We start from the raw sequence: 13,222 nt of genomic DNA on the forward strand, positions 1-13,222 counted from the left end.
GAGCGAAGCTTTCGTGGCGGCCCTAGGAGAAGCGGATGCCGCGAAGCAGTTTGAAAAGTTCGAACCAGGCGACACTGGCGATACCGGCAACGACGGCCAGCAGAAGGCCTGCGATGTCTAGCTCCCCGAAACGGAAGAGTTGGCGAAGCTGTGGCTCGAAGAGCGCGAGTGCCAAAAAGAGGAGAGCGCCACCGGTAATCCACCAAACGGCGCGGTTCGGGATATGCAGGGATGCGAAGAGCGTACGCTTCCAGGATCGGTTGGCAAAAATAAGCGTGATGTTGGCTATGACCAGCGCCGTGAAGGCCAGTGCCCTTGCATCCTCCGCCGTGGCGCCGCGGGACAGGACTATACCGTAGAGGGCAATTGCCCAAATGAGCACACCGGTGCCCTGCAGCAGGCTTAGTCCAAGGTTCCACACGCCGAAAAGCGGCTCGTCCAGAGGACGTGGAGGGCGTAGCATGGCATCGGTCTCTTCCCGTTCCGCTTCGAAGACGACGGAGCAGGCCGGATCGATGATAAACTGTAAAAAAGCGATATGGACCGGAAAAAAGATCAGGGGCCATCCGAAAAAGACAGGCAGCAGTGCTATGCCGGCGATCGGAACATGAATGGCAAGAATATAGGCCATCGCCTTGCGGAGATTGTCGTAGATACGCCGGCCCAGCCGGACGGCCTCGACAATGGAGGTGAAATCGTCGTCAAGCAGCACTAGCGAAGCGGCTTCGCGCGCGACATCCGTCCCACGTCCGCCCATCGCGATGCCGATATGGGATGCCTTGAGTGCCGGGGCGTCGTTGACACCGTCACCAGTCATTGCCACGACTTCACCGTCAGCTTTGAGGGCGTTGACGATTTTGAGTTTGTGTTCGGGCACGACCCGTGCAAAGATATTGATCGTTCTTATGCGCGCGGCCAGCTCCGCTTCGTCGCAGCCGTCGATTTCACTTCCCGTCATCAGCGTATCGGCTCTCAGCCCTGCCTCCCGGGCGATGGTACGTGCAGTGCCGGGGTAGTCCCCGGTCATCATGACGACACGTATCCCCGCGGCATGACACCGGGCAATAGCAGAAGGCACAGTGAGGCGCAACGGGTCGGCAAGGGCGATCAGGCCGAGCAGACGAAAGGCGAAGTCGTGCTGGATGCTCGGCCACTCTTTGCCGGAGTAGCGGGCGTCCGCGACACCGAGCACCCTCAGGCCTTGCGATGAAAGCGCTTCGACCTGCTGCGCAAGTTGCGCTGACGATGCAGCATCGAGATGACAAAGGTCCGCGATCGATTCGGGCGCACCTTTCGAGGCAACGACGTACTCGTCACCGTGGGTGGAGCGCCAGACATGGGAGATGGCATGCATTTCGGCCGACAGGGGATACTCGTAGACCAGTTCCCAGTCGTCGTGCAGGTGCTCTGTACCGGAGAGATAGCGTTGCGCGAGGGCGTGCATCGCCTTTTCCATCGGATCGAAGGGGTCGGCTTCGCTGGCAAGGATCCCGAATTCGAGCAGTTCGTGAAAAGTCTCGGGCAACGGAGCCGTGTCTGTTACGTCGGGGACGCGGAAGAGCGCTTCGCCGGTGACAATCGTATGGACGTTCATGCTGTTTTGCGTCAGCGTACCGGTTTTGTCGACGCACAGAACCGTTGCCGAACCGAGGGTTTCGATCGCCGGAACGCGGCGGGTCAGCACGCGGCGCCGGGAAATACGCCAGGCCCCGAGTGCGAGGAAGACGGTGAGGACGACGGGGAACTCTTCGGGGAGCGTTGCCATGGCGAGGGTAATCCCCGCGAGCAGGCCGTCGAGCCAGTCGCCGCGCGTCAAGCCGTAGACGACGATGAGCAGGGCGCACAGTAGCAGACCGAGAGCGGCGAGCAGACGCACCATCTTTCCCGTCTGACGCTGCAGCGGGGTTTTCTCGGTCTCGATGCCCTGCAGGGACTTTCCGATGGTGCCAATGGTGCTTTTTGGACCGGTAGCGTTGACCTCCGCAATGGCCATTCCCTGTACAACAAGGGTGCCGGAGTAGACATAGGGCTGATCCTCGCCCCCGGGTTGAAGGCGTAGATCCCCCTCCAACCAATGACGCTTTCCGACAGGGACCGATTCGCCGGTCAATAGGGATTCGTCGACCTGAAGGTTCCGCTGTGCCAGGATGACGGCATCAGCGGGGACACGGTCTCCCTCGACCAGAACAAGCATATCGCCCCGCACCACTTCGCGTCCGGGGATACGCTGTTGCCCGCCGCCGCGTACAACCAGAGCGCGGGGACTCGTCATATCCCGCAGGGCTTCCAGGACGCGCTCTGTGCGATGTTCCTGATAAACGGTTGACCCTATGACAACGATGACGAAACTGAGGAGAATGGAAGCCTCGGCGTTGTCCCCCAGGAGGAAATAGATCGCTGCTGCAGCCAGTAGCAGAATAAACATGGGCTCGGTCATAACGTCGCGTACGATCACGGTCAATGTGCGCCGTCGCGCACCCGGTATTTCGTTATACCCATCAATGCGCAGCCGTGCCGCCGCCTCGGTGTCGGTCAGCCCCTCAACGTCATGCCAATCAGGTCTGTCGGGTTTGAGCATCTCTTTCTCCAGTGTCAAGTAATTGTACAGTGATCGTTATCGAAGATGCAAACATACTCATTCTGCTACATCGCGGGAAATGAAGCGGAGCAGGTGTTATAGGGGCTTGGAAAAAGATATGGCAGTGTTGTATGGTGATTAAATATTTAAAATTAATTATTTTGTAACGAAATGACGTTAGACTACTGTCGGCTTTGAATCGAAGTCAATTCCATCGAAAGTAGACCCATGGAGCGCCACTGGATCATTTCAATTGCACTATTCGCAATCGTCGCGGGCATGACGGCTGTTTTTTATGAAGCTAACGCGTTCGCTTCAATCGCGCTGTCAGCGTCGGAACAGCCGGAAATGGTTGTAGACACCGGCACTGCAGAGGAAACCCTAGAGACCTCTACGGGCATCCGTGAGTTCCTCACCTCAAACCTCATGGAGCTCTGGAGCGTGGTCAGAAGTGATGGAATACTCTCGACAGCGGCAAGTGCGGCGGGGATTATGCTGGGATTGCTGCTGCTGTTTATGAATGGTTCCTGACAAACGAACCTGTTTGCCGGGAAGGTGAGGGAAGCGCCTACTTTTCTGCTAGCGTGCGCAGGAGGGCGACGGTCGTGCGAACACCGGCACCGGTTCCGCCGTGGGGGTTGACGCCCCAGCCGGATTCCGTGTAGGCCGGACCGGCAATGTCGAAGTGCATCCACTTCTCTTTCATCCCGTCGGTAATGAAGTGGTCAAGGAACATCGCCGCCGTAATAGCGCCGCCGTAGGGGATGTTGCTGATGTTGCTAACATCGGCGATTTCGCTTTTGAGGGCTTTTTTCAGATGCGGGTTGAAAGGCAGCGCGCCGACGAGTTCCCCCGCGCGCTCCGCCGCACCGTAGATGGTGTGTTTGAGGGCGCTGCTGTGGCCCATGATGCCCGTCGTATAGGGACCGAGTGCGACGACGCAGGCGCCGGTCAGCGTCGCATAGTCGAAGAGGTAGTCCGCTTCGACATTGTCCTGGGCGTAGGAGAGGACGTCGGCAAGGACCAACCGTCCCTCGGCATCGGTATTGCGTACCTCGATCGTCTTGCCGTTGCGGGCGAAGAGGACGTCATCGGGCTTGTAGGCGTTGCCGCCGATCATGTTCTCCACCGCCCCGACAAAGCCGTGGACAGCGACGGGCAGATTCAGCTCGCTGACGGCTTTCATGATCCCAAGCACCGCACAGGCGCCGGCCTTGTCCATTTTCATCGTGACCATGGACGTAGAGGGTTTGAGGCTCAGTCCGCCGCTGTCGTAGGTGAGCCCTTTGCCGACGAGCGAGACGGTCGCCACAGGGTTTTCCGGAACATAGGAGAGATGGATCATGCGGGGTTTGTGTGCCGAGGCGCGGGCGACCATCAGCATCGCCTGCATCTTCTCCTCTTCCAGCGCGTGCTCGTCGAAGATCTCGCAGCCCAGGTCGTTGGCGTCAGCGAGATCCTGGGCAATGATGGCCAGGTCGGCGGGGACCATGTCGTCGGGGGTCGTATTGACGAGGTCGCGGGCGAAGTTCGTGGCTGTCGCAAGGATAACGGCGCCGTCGACGGCGGTTTTCAGAGCATCGGCATCGAGTGCACTGCCGTCGTAATTCGCACCGGCAACGTAAAAGGTTTTGAGCTTGGAGGGTTTGGCGTCGGATTTGTAGCGCGTGTATTTGTAGCTCCCCAGTACAATACCCTCGACAAGGGCGGCGGCGTTTTCAAGGCCGTACTGCGCGATTTTGGCGCTCTCATAGGCAAACCCGCTGATGCTTTTGGCGGCAGCAGCCATCGCGTCGCGGAGAGCGTCGGGTTCAAACGCCGTGACGGCGGCGACGTATTCAGCCCCTTCGTGCAGCATGCAGGTCTGTCCCTCTTTGGCCTCGAATCCGGCCTGTTCGAGAACGGATTTTTTCGGGTGCGACGCCAGTGTTTCCGGCGTCAGAAGGGTAACGGTAAGGGCCGCGTCGATGGATTCAACGGGTTGCGTTTCGAGCTTGACGAGCATGTTGTTTCTCCAGCATTTGGTTTTCGATTCGTTTGAACAGGGTCGTGATGCCGTACAGCGCGGCACCGGCGAGCGGTAGGGCAAAATACCAGTGTGTTTTTCCCCACTCGAGCACCTGCAAGATCTGTTCCCCCAGCAGGTAGGCGGGGATAATCGTGATCGCCGCCCAGACCCAGGCGCTGAGCAGGTTGATAAAGGCGAATTTTTTCGAGGAGTATTTTGTGATCCCGATGCTCATCGGGATGACAGTGCGCAGTCCGTAGAGGTAGCGCTGTACGAAGATAAGGGGCCAGCCGTACTTTTTAAGCAGCAGGTGGGCAATAGCGAACTTGCGGCGCTGTGAATGGAATTTCCGCTGGATGAAGCCTTTGTTGAAACGGCCGATATAGAAGTAGATCTGATCGCCGGCAAAACCGCCGAGCCCGGCGACAAAGATGGCAATGGGGACGTTCATATGTCCCGTGGTTGCCATGATGCCGGCCATCAGTAGGCCCATCTCCCCCTCGAGGATACTCCAGACGAAAAGGATGATGTAACCGTACTCCTGCAGCAGTTCCAGTAAATAGGCTTCCATGCGTCCCCTTTAATCGAAGTGTAGCATGTCTTTGGCCTGGATCATGTCTTTGTCCCCACGGCCGGAGAGGTTGACGATGACCAGCTTCCCGGCAATGTCGGGCATTTTCTTCAGATAGGCGACGGCGTGGGAGCTCTCGAAGGCCGGGATGATCCCCTCCTTGCGGCTGAGCCAGACGAAGGCTTCCAGGGCTTCATCGTCGGTGATGGTGTCGTAGGCGACCGTACCGTTCTCCTTATGGAAAGCGTGTTCCGGCCCGATCCCGGGATAGTCCAGACCGGCGGAGATGGAGTGCGCTTCGAGGATCTGGCCGTCGGCATCCTGGAGCAGATAGCTCATCTGGCCGTGCAGGACCCCGGGGCGCCCTTTGAGCAGGGAGGCGCCGTGCTTGTCCGTCTCGGTCCCCAGACCGCCGGCCTCGATGCCGATGCACTGCACCTCTTTGTCTTCGAGGAAGTGCTGGAACATGCCGATGGCGTTGGAGCCGCCGCCGATGCAGGCGACGACCGTGTCGGGGAGGCGGCCCTCTTTTTCCAGGATCTGCGCGCGGGCTTCCCAGCCGATGATCGCCTGGAAGTCACGGACCATCATCGGGTAGGGGTGGGGTCCGGCGACGGTGCCGATGATGTAGAAGGTGTCGCGGGCATGGGTGACCCAGTGGCGGATGGCGTCGTTCATGGCGTCTTTGAGGGTACGCGACCCGCTTTCGACGGCATGGACCTTGGCGCCCAGCAGTTTCATGCGGAAGACGTTGAGCTCCTGGCGGGCGACATCCTTGGCTCCCATGAAGATCTCGCACTCGAGCCCCAGCAGGGCGGCGATCGTCGCCGTGGCGACCCCGTGCTGCCCCGCGCCGGTTTCGGCGATAACCTTCTGCTTGCCGAGTTTCTTCGCCAGCAGCCCCTGGGCAATGACGTTATTGACCTTGTGCGCACCGGTGTGGTTCAGGTCCTCGCGCTTGATGTAGACCTTCGCGCCGAGCTCTTCGGAGACATTGGCCGCATAATAGAGCGGGGAGGGACGGCCGACATAGTCTTTGAGGTAGCCGTCCACCTCGCTCCAGAAGGCTTCATCAAAACGGTACTGTTCATACGCTTTTTCAAGCTCCAGCAGGGCCGGCATCAGGGTTTCGGGAACATAGCGGCCGCCGAAGATGCCGAAATGGCCGTTGGTATCGGGATCGAACGTGGAGGGTTCGGGGATGTACATCAATCCACTCCTATAACGGTATAAACGGGGGTGAGCTCGGTCAGGCTGTCGATGCCCGGCAGGAACTCAAGCCCGAGGATAAAACAGGCTTCGACGCAGTGTGCGCCGACTTTTTCAATCAGGGAGGCTGCGGCCTTCGCCGTTCCGCCCGTGGCGATCAGGTCGTCGATGAGGAGGACCTTGGCACCTTTGTCGGTGCCGAATGCGTCCATATGCACTTCGACCTCGTCAAAACCGTATTCGAGGGAGTACTTCTCCGACACGGTCGTGGAAGGGAGTTTTCCTTTCTTGCGAATGGGGACGAAACCGACACCCAGCATCTGCGCCAGGGCCGCGCCGAAAATAAAGCCGCGCGCGTCGATCCCCGCGACAAAATCAAGGTTGTAGGATTCGTAACGCGTCTTGAGATGCGTCATCAGCGTGCTGAACGCCTCGGCGTTGTTCAGCAGCGTCGTGATGTCTTTAAAGATGATGCCCGGCTTGGGAAAGTCGGGGATATCGCGGATCGCACTTTCAATCAGGGCTTTTTGATCGACGGTCAGGGACATGGACGGCCTTACAGTGAGGCCGAGCAGCCGCCGACGGCTTCGATCTTTGCAACGCGTCCGGCGTGGCGGCCGCCCTCAAAGGCGCCCGCGACCCAGGCGTCGATGATGGATTCCGCGACCCCGCGGCCCACGACACGCTCGCCGAAGCAGAGGACATTGGCATCATTATGCGCGCGGGCCATGGTCGCCGTATAGGCGTCGTGGCAAAGAGCCGCGCGGATGCCGGAAAATCGGTTGGCGGCCATACTCATCCCCAGACCCGAACCGCAGATCAGGATACCGTCGGCATCTTCCTCGTCGGTGAGCACGGCGTTGCAGACTTTGACGGCAAAGTCGGGGTAGTCGACGCGGTCTTTGCTGTGGGGACCGAGATCGACGACCTCGTGGCCTTTGGCTTTCAGCAGTTCGACGGTGTAGTCTTTAAGGTCGAGTCCGGCGTGGTCGGTAGCAATGTAGAATTTCATGGAGTACTCCTTCGGTTTAAGATAATAGCAGATGCAGCACGTACTGGACGGGCATGAAAAGTACATACTCTCTCAGCGGCGTGATCAAGATGATGATGACGATAAACATACCGTAGGGTTCCAGGCGCTGGAACCACATGGCGATGTTGTTTAGGCCGAGTTTGAGTGAGAGGAACATTAAAAAATGCGCCCCGTCAAACTGCGGGATCGGCAGCAGGTTAAAGACGGCGAGCAGCACGTTGATAAAGACCAGCTGCATGACGATAAGGTAGAGGAAAATATAGCCCAGTCCGTCGCTCTGAACCGGCTGGTGCATCCCTGTCAGCAAGACGGCGAAGAGGGAGGCCAGGGCGAAGTTGTAGGCGATGCCGGCGAGGCTGACCTGCATGGCGGCATTGTAGCCGCCGTTGGTGATAACGGTGCGCATGTTGACCGGTACCGGTTTGGCCCAGCCGAAGAGGAACCCGCCGCCCATGCCGAGCAGCACGGGGATGAAATACATCATCAGCGGCACAAGGATCGTCCCGATGGGGTCGATGTGGATCAGCGGATTGACGGAGAGGCGCCCGGCATGCTTGGCCGTCGTGTCGCCGTAGCGGTAAGCGACCCAGCCGTGCATGATCTCGTGGCCGATAATGGCAATGGCCAGTGCAATGACGGCCGCGGCGATTTTCAGCAGATCAATAGAGTCCACGGTCTTGGCCCTCTTCGCGCTGGCGTTCGGCGACCGCGCGCTCCAGGTAGGGGGACTGTTCGAGGTCCTCGGGGGTTTTGAACATGCGGTCCCAGCGGATCTCGTAGTTGTCGTCCATGCTGAAGTAGATGAACCACGGCGTCCCTTCGACAAGGCCGTAGGGTACGGCGCCCCAGAAGCGGCTGTCGTTGGAGTGATCGCGGTTATCGCCCATCATGAAGTAGCGGCCTTCGGGTACCTGGACCGGTCCGAAATTGAAGATGGGCTGTGGGTAGCGGCCGTCATCAATGATGGAGGGATCGTGGTGGATGCCCGGATGATCCTTCATGTAGGGGTTCTTGACCCAGAGACGGCCGTCGAACTCCTTGAGTTCGTGGGTGAAGGTGTAGTGCTGGCGAATATACTCGTCCCCTTCGACCGGGTGGAGGTAGAGATCCTTGTTGAAGACGAAGAGCTCGTCCCCCGGGGTCGCGACGCAGCGTTTGACGTAGTGCAGGGTCGTGTTGTTGGGGTAGCGGAAGATCACGATGTCCCCGCGCTGAGGCGTGTCGCCGTCGATGATGTGCCCGTCGGTGCCCGGAATAAGCGGGATCTCCAGGAACGGGATGTGCGGGGTAGAGATGCCGTAGGCGAACTTTTTGGCGAAGAGGTGGTCGCCGATGAGCAGGGAGTCTTTCATGGAACCGCTGGGGATGCGGAACGCCTGGGCGACGAAAAAGATGACGAAGAGGACGATAATGACCGTTCCCGTCCAGCTGTTGGAGAAGCGGTAGGCCGCTTTGGCGGCGTGTTTGACCTTCGTCTTCATTGGCGCTCTTGTGCGTGCATCTCGGCCGCTTTGAGGGTGTTTTTCAGCAGCATGGCGATGGTCATCGGGCCGACTCCGCCGGGCACCGGGGTGATGTAGGAGCATTTCGGCGCGACGTTTTCGTAATCGACGTCACCGACGAGGCGGCCGTCCGGTGCGCGGTTGATACCGATGTCAATAACAATGGCCCCCTCTTTGACCATATCCTCCTTGATCAGGTTGATGACCCCGGCCCCGACCAGGACGATGTCGGCGTTGCGGGTATGGGCTTTGAGGTCTTTGGTATGGATATGGGTGATCGTGACGGTCGCGTTGGCGTTGAGCAGCAGGGCCGCCATCGGTTTGCCGACGATGTTGGAGGCGCCGACGACGACGGCGTCTTTGCCCGTGAGGTCGATCTCGTACTCGGCGAAGAGCTCCATGACGCCCAGCGGGGTACAGGGGACGAAGCCGTCCAGCCCCGTCATTAGGCGGCCGGCATTATAGGGGTGGAAACCGTCGACGTCCTTGTGCGGGGCGACGAGTTCGAGCAGGCGGGTCGTGTCAATATGCGGCGGAAGCGGGAGCTGGACGAGGATACCGTCGATGTTGGGGTTGCCGTTCATCATTTCGATGGTCTGTTCGATCGCCTCCTGGGAGATCGTTTCAGGCATTTCGTGGGTGACGGAGTAGAAACCGGCGCGGTCGCAGGCCTTCTTTTTCATGCCGACGTAGGCATGGGAAGCGGGGTCGTTGCCGACGAGGATGACGGCGAGGCCCGGGACGCGACCGGTCCGTTCCTTGAGTTCGGAAGCCGCGGTGGCGACACCTTCTTCAATCTTCTTGGAAAGCGCTTTTCCGTCGAGTATCTGCATTTCAACTGACCTAATAATTTTTTTGATAATATACCCCTACTTCAATAAAAAGGTGCTTTTAATGGCCCGTTGGCTCCTGTTTTTGGCGACCTTGCTTGCGGCGGAGGAGTCCTTCATCACCCCGCAGGAATACGCCGCGCAGCTCTACCACAATCCGAGGGGGATCGGCTGCAATCTCTGCCACGGCGAACACGGCGAGGGGAAGGTGATCGCCCATTATACCGACAAGGGTGTTCGCAAATCGTTTACCGCTCCGGCGATCAACGTTATCGGCTTCGAGGATTTCGACCGGGCCCTCAACGGCCGCGTCAAAGGGATGCCGCGCTACTTCCTGACCGAGGAGGAGCGCCATACCCTCTACCGTTACCTGCACCCAAAGGATGCCAATGTTCCAAACTGATCTTCCCGAACTGGAGCGGGCCGCGGAGACCCTCGACATCGCCGCCCTTGACGCGCTGCTCTCACCGCGGCGCCGTACCCTGAACGGTTCTGCCGCATTTCACGCGCCGCTGATGCTCTCCGCCCACCGCGTCAAGCATCTCTCGAAGATCCCGCAGCTGTCCGCCGACGCAGTAATGTTCAACCTCGAAGACGGGGTGTCGGCCGAACAAAAGCCGGTGGCGCTGCGTCTGTGTGCCCTCGCGCTTTCCCGGCTGCCGCAAAGCAGCAAGAAACTGGTCGTGCGGGTCAACCCCCTCGACGAGGGCGGGATGGAGGAGATCGCTTTTCTTGCCCCTTATATGCCCGACGCCATCCGCGTCCCGAAGGTCCGTACGGCGGAGGAGGTGGCGCGGATCGTTTCACTGGTACCCGCACCGATCGAAGTCCACCTCTCCATTGAGACGAAGGAGGCGTGGCTCGCCCTCGCAAGCTTACGGACCGATCCGCGGGTCTGCACCTTCTACCTCGGCATCCTTGACCTCTTCGCCGACCTGGGGCTCGACCAGGCGCTGATCGCCCCGGAAAACCCGACCCTGCGTTACCTGCTGTCGCACTTCTTCGTCACCTGTCGCGCCCTCGGCGTCAAACCCGTCTCCTTCGTCTACCAGGATTACCGCAATGAAGCGGGCTTTGCCGCCTGGCTCGGACTGGAAAGGGAAATGGGGTTCGACGCCAAGGGGTGCATTGCGCCGAAACAGGCCGAACAGGTGATGGCGGCCTTCGGCCGGGACGAGGCGGCATTGTTGCGGGCACGGGAGATCGTCGCCCTTTTCGAGGCCGAACGCGCCAAAGGGGTGACGGGCTTCACGCACGAGGTGTACGGTTTCGTCGACGAACCGATCTACAAGGGGGCGCTCGCCCTGCTGAAGGGTACGGAGTGACGCAGCTGCGCGCGGCGCTCGCGTCGACGAACGGGCTCATCCTTGCCGGGATCGTTCTGGGAGCGCTTTTCGGCGCGTTCTTCCCCGAACTGGCCCTGGCGCAGCGGATCATCGGCCAGATGTTCGTCGCCCTGCTGAAAATGCTCGTCGTCCCCCTGGTCTTCGCCAGCATCTTCGTGGCCATCGCCGGGCTGGGGACGCTGCACCATCTCAAGAATATGGGGCTGCGCACTATCGGTCTCTACCTGCTCACGACGGCGCTTTCAGTCCTGCTGGCGATCGTCGTCATGAACGTTCTCGGCATTGGCGAAGCGGTCTCCGCCGAAGGGGTCGCGTTCGCGCAGGCGCACGAGATCAAACCCTTCTCATTCGAAGCGATGCTGCTTGGCTTCATCCCGACGAACGTTTTCGCCTCCCTGACGAACGGGGCGATGATGCAGGTGATCGTCTTCTCCATCCTCTTCGCGATCGCCAGTCTCTATCTCAGCGACCACCACCAGGGATTGATGCTCGACTTCTTTACGGGCGTCAACAACGCGATGCTCAAGATGGCCGAATGGGTCATCAAACTGACGCCTCTGGGCGTCTTCAGCCTGATCGCCTATGTCGTTGCCGACGAGGGGGTTGACGTCATTCTCGGGCTCTGGAAATATATGCTTGTCGTCATCGGAGTGATTCTGCTGCACGGGCTGGTGACGTTGCCGTCGCTTGTCGCCTTCTTCGCGCGCGTTAACCCCTACCATTATATGGGACAGGTCAAGGAAGCGATTCTGCTTGCATTTTCCACTGCCTCCAGCGCGGCGACACTGCCGGTCTCCATCGAGGTGAGCGAGCAGAAGGGCGGGGTGCGCCGGGAGAGCGCCGGGTTCGTGCTGCCGCTGGGCGCGACGGTCTCCATGGACGGGACGGCGGCCTACCTGGTCGTGGCGGTGCTCTATATCGCGACCCTCGCCGGGGTGGAGCTCTCCTTCGGCGACCAGGTGCTGCTGGGGGTGACTGTCGTGGCCCTCTCCGTCGGTGTCGCGGCGCTGCCGAGCGCCTCGCTGGTGATGATGGTCGTTATTTTGAACCAGATCGGTCTGCCGGCGGACTATATTGGCCTTATTGTCGCCGTCGACCGGGTACTGGACATGTTCCGCACCTCCCTTAACGTCACCTCGGACCTGATGGTCACGAAGATCGTCGACGTTACGACGCGCAAAGAAGCGCTTGGGGAAACGGCCCGGGAGCGCAGCGCTTAATAGCCGCGCAGGTAGTAGCCGAATTTGTAGCGTACCAGCGTTTTTTGCTCGGGCCGTGGGTACTTCCAATAGACCGATTCGATTGTCTCCTTGGTGACCTCGTCAAGGAGGAAGAAGCCGCTGTTGCGCACGGTGCGGAAATCGGTCATTCTGCCATCGGGGTGGAGGTAGAACTCGACGATGTTGTAGTCGTTGACACGCATGTTATTGGGGATCATCGTACTGCCGGTGGCGTTGAGCTGGGTCTGGGTGAGGCTGCGCATGATCTCCTGGTTGTCAAGCAGGTACTTCTGTTCCCCTTCGCTCAGTTTTCCGAACGCATCGCCGTAGGCCTCGCGGATATCGTCCGGGATACGGCTTTCGCGCCGGGCATTCGCTGATTTGGCGGCAGTTTTCTGTTCGACGTTCTTCTGTTTCTGTGACAGTTTGGCAAAGAGGTTTTTATGTTCCGTCGGCACCGCGGTGGCATTGGCCTCGGCCGTTTTCGGTTCGGGTGTTTTCATAAAAGGGATATAGGGCTTTTCCGGTGGCACGGGTTCCGTTTTGGCGACCCGTTTCTGCGGCTCGGCGATCTTCTTGGGGGTCGGGATCTTCTGCTGTGGTTTGACCGGCGTCGGCTGCGTGACGGGCAGCTGCTGTTGCGGTTGCGGGAGCGGTTGGGCCTGGGGAAGTTTTTCGAGCTGCTTACCTTTGGGCATCGGCGGTATCTTCTCCGCCGGCGGGCGCTTGTTCGGGAGCGCGGCGTTTTCCTTGGCCTTCGGGCGCTCTTTGAGTGCGATCTTGATCCGGTGCTCCTGGAGTTTCGGTTCGACCGGCTCGGTGACGAAGATGTAGCCCAGCAGCAGGAAAAGCACCAGGATGAGCAGATGGAAGAGTACGGCAATAATAAGGGCGGCGGTACTTCGGCTCATCGGGTCGGTGTTTC

14 protein-coding genes are annotated in these 13,222 nt (G+C 59.7%); 4 read left to right on the forward strand and 10 right to left on the reverse strand.

Annotated elements, in window-relative coordinates; translation table 11 throughout:
* Positions 1-22: 22 nt before the first annotated feature.
* Complete coding sequence (locus tag ACM66T_RS06325) at positions 23-2,596, reverse strand: cation-translocating P-type ATPase (RefSeq protein WP_231021190.1); 2,574 nt, start codon at positions 2,594-2,596, stop codon at positions 23-25.
* Between the two features lie 210 nt (positions 2,597-2,806).
* Here ACM66T_RS06325 and ACM66T_RS06330 point away from each other — a divergent pair, with 210 nt between their 5' ends.
* The gene (locus ACM66T_RS06330; protein WP_231021191.1) at positions 2,807-3,109 is read left to right on the forward strand and encodes a hypothetical protein; all 303 of its coding nucleotides are present in this window, start codon (positions 2,807-2,809) and stop codon (positions 3,107-3,109) included.
* A 37-nt stretch (positions 3,110-3,146) separates the two neighbouring features.
* On the opposite strand, the gene ACM66T_RS06335 is transcribed toward ACM66T_RS06330, so the two are convergent.
* From ACM66T_RS06335 to folD, 8 genes are read right to left on the reverse strand one after another with little or no spacing between them, the layout of a single operon-like run.
* Positions 3,147-4,583, reverse strand: a complete 1,437-nt coding sequence (locus ACM66T_RS06335) for a leucyl aminopeptidase (protein WP_416768913.1) — start codon at positions 4,581-4,583, stop codon at positions 3,147-3,149.
* Complete coding sequence (locus ACM66T_RS06340; protein WP_231021193.1) at positions 4,552-5,157, reverse strand: DedA family protein; 606 nt, start codon at positions 5,155-5,157, stop codon at positions 4,552-4,554. Before ACM66T_RS06340 ends, ACM66T_RS06335 begins: the two co-directional genes overlap by 32 nt.
* Before the next feature lie 9 nt (positions 5,158-5,166).
* Positions 5,167-6,366, reverse strand: a complete 1,200-nt coding sequence (gene trpB / locus ACM66T_RS06345; RefSeq protein WP_231021194.1) for a tryptophan synthase subunit beta — start codon at positions 6,364-6,366, stop codon at positions 5,167-5,169.
* Positions 6,366-6,914 carry an adenine phosphoribosyltransferase gene (locus ACM66T_RS06350; protein ID WP_231021195.1) on the reverse strand — a complete coding sequence of 183 codons (549 nt, stop codon included), beginning with the start codon at positions 6,912-6,914 and terminating at the stop codon, positions 6,366-6,368. The genes trpB and ACM66T_RS06350 overlap by 1 nt, the downstream gene beginning before the upstream one ends.
* Positions 6,915-6,922: 8 nt before the next feature.
* Complete coding sequence (gene rpiB / locus ACM66T_RS06355) at positions 6,923-7,378, reverse strand: ribose 5-phosphate isomerase B (protein WP_231021196.1); 456 nt, start codon at positions 7,376-7,378, stop codon at positions 6,923-6,925.
* A gap of 16 nt (positions 7,379-7,394) precedes the next feature.
* Positions 7,395-8,072 carry a site-2 protease family protein gene (locus tag ACM66T_RS06360; RefSeq protein WP_231021197.1) on the reverse strand — a complete coding sequence of 226 codons (678 nt, stop codon included), beginning with the start codon at positions 8,070-8,072 and terminating at the stop codon, positions 7,395-7,397.
* Complete coding sequence (gene lepB, locus ACM66T_RS06365) at positions 8,059-8,880, reverse strand: signal peptidase I (protein WP_231021198.1); 822 nt, start codon at positions 8,878-8,880, stop codon at positions 8,059-8,061. Before lepB ends, ACM66T_RS06360 begins: the two co-directional genes overlap by 14 nt.
* Positions 8,877-9,734 carry a bifunctional methylenetetrahydrofolate dehydrogenase/methenyltetrahydrofolate cyclohydrolase FolD gene (folD, locus tag ACM66T_RS06370; protein ID WP_231021199.1) on the reverse strand — a complete coding sequence of 286 codons (858 nt, stop codon included), beginning with the start codon at positions 9,732-9,734 and terminating at the stop codon, positions 8,877-8,879. The genes lepB and folD overlap by 4 nt, the downstream gene beginning before the upstream one ends.
* A gap of 61 nt (positions 9,735-9,795) precedes the next feature.
* Between folD and ACM66T_RS06375 the strand changes: the two genes are divergently transcribed.
* Genes ACM66T_RS06375 through ACM66T_RS06385 form a run of 3 tightly spaced genes read left to right on the forward strand, consistent with a single transcriptional unit; the run spans position 9,796 to position 12,297 of the window.
* Positions 9,796-10,134, forward strand: coding sequence for a c-type cytochrome (locus ACM66T_RS06375; RefSeq protein ID WP_231021200.1), 339 nt, complete (start codon positions 9,796-9,798; stop codon positions 10,132-10,134).
* Positions 10,121-11,056 carry an HpcH/HpaI aldolase/citrate lyase family protein gene (locus tag ACM66T_RS06380; RefSeq protein WP_231021201.1) on the forward strand — a complete coding sequence of 312 codons (936 nt, stop codon included), beginning with the start codon at positions 10,121-10,123 and terminating at the stop codon, positions 11,054-11,056. Before ACM66T_RS06375 ends, ACM66T_RS06380 begins: the two co-directional genes overlap by 14 nt.
* Positions 11,053-12,297: a dicarboxylate/amino acid:cation symporter gene (locus ACM66T_RS06385; RefSeq protein ID WP_231021202.1), complete on the forward strand. Its 1,245-nt coding sequence runs from the start codon at positions 11,053-11,055 to the stop codon at positions 12,295-12,297. The genes ACM66T_RS06380 and ACM66T_RS06385 overlap by 4 nt, the downstream gene beginning before the upstream one ends.
* Here the strand turns inward: ACM66T_RS06385 and ACM66T_RS06390 are convergent.
* Positions 12,294-13,208: an energy transducer TonB gene (locus ACM66T_RS06390; protein ID WP_416768914.1), complete on the reverse strand. Its 915-nt coding sequence runs from the start codon at positions 13,206-13,208 to the stop codon at positions 12,294-12,296. The genes ACM66T_RS06385 and ACM66T_RS06390 overlap by 4 nt on opposite strands.
* Positions 13,209-13,222 lie beyond the last annotated feature (14 nt).

This window comes from Sulfurimonas sp. ST-25, assembly GCF_048079205.1.
In the GTDB taxonomy this organism is placed as follows: Bacteria; Campylobacterota; Campylobacteria; order Campylobacterales; family Sulfurimonadaceae; genus Thiomicrolovo; species Thiomicrolovo sulfuroxydans.

What these genes read in the sequence shown, in the direction of transcription:
- ACM66T_RS06350 (WP_231021195.1), bottom strand. Translation starts at nt 6,914, where the DNA reads ATGTCCCTGACCGTCGATCAAAAAGCCCTGATTGAAAGTGCGATCCGC.
- ACM66T_RS06375 (WP_231021200.1), top strand. Translation starts at nt 9,796, where the DNA reads ATGGCCCGTTGGCTCCTGTTTTTGGCGACCTTGCTTGCGGCGGAGGAG.
- ACM66T_RS06380 (WP_231021201.1), top strand. Translation starts at nt 10,121, where the DNA reads ATGTTCCAAACTGATCTTCCCGAACTGGAGCGGGCCGCGGAGACCCTC.
- rpiB (WP_231021196.1), bottom strand. Translation starts at nt 7,378, where the DNA reads ATGAAATTCTACATTGCTACCGACCACGCCGGACTCGACCTTAAAGAC.
- folD (WP_231021199.1), bottom strand. Translation starts at nt 9,734, where the DNA reads ATGCAGATACTCGACGGAAAAGCGCTTTCCAAGAAGATTGAAGAAGGT.
- lepB (WP_231021198.1), bottom strand. Translation starts at nt 8,880, where the DNA reads ATGAAGACGAAGGTCAAACACGCCGCCAAAGCGGCCTACCGCTTCTCC.
- trpB (WP_231021194.1), bottom strand. Translation starts at nt 6,366, where the DNA reads ATGTACATCCCCGAACCCTCCACGTTCGATCCCGATACCAACGGCCAT.
- ACM66T_RS06335 (WP_416768913.1), bottom strand. Translation starts at nt 4,583, where the DNA reads ATGCTCGTCAAGCTCGAAACGCAACCCGTTGAATCCATCGACGCGGCC.
- ACM66T_RS06390 (WP_416768914.1), bottom strand. Translation starts at nt 13,208, where the DNA reads ATGAGCCGAAGTACCGCCGCCCTTATTATTGCCGTACTCTTCCATCTG.
- ACM66T_RS06340 (WP_231021193.1), bottom strand. Translation starts at nt 5,157, where the DNA reads ATGGAAGCCTATTTACTGGAACTGCTGCAGGAGTACGGTTACATCATC.
- ACM66T_RS06330 (WP_231021191.1), top strand. Translation starts at nt 2,807, where the DNA reads ATGGAGCGCCACTGGATCATTTCAATTGCACTATTCGCAATCGTCGCG.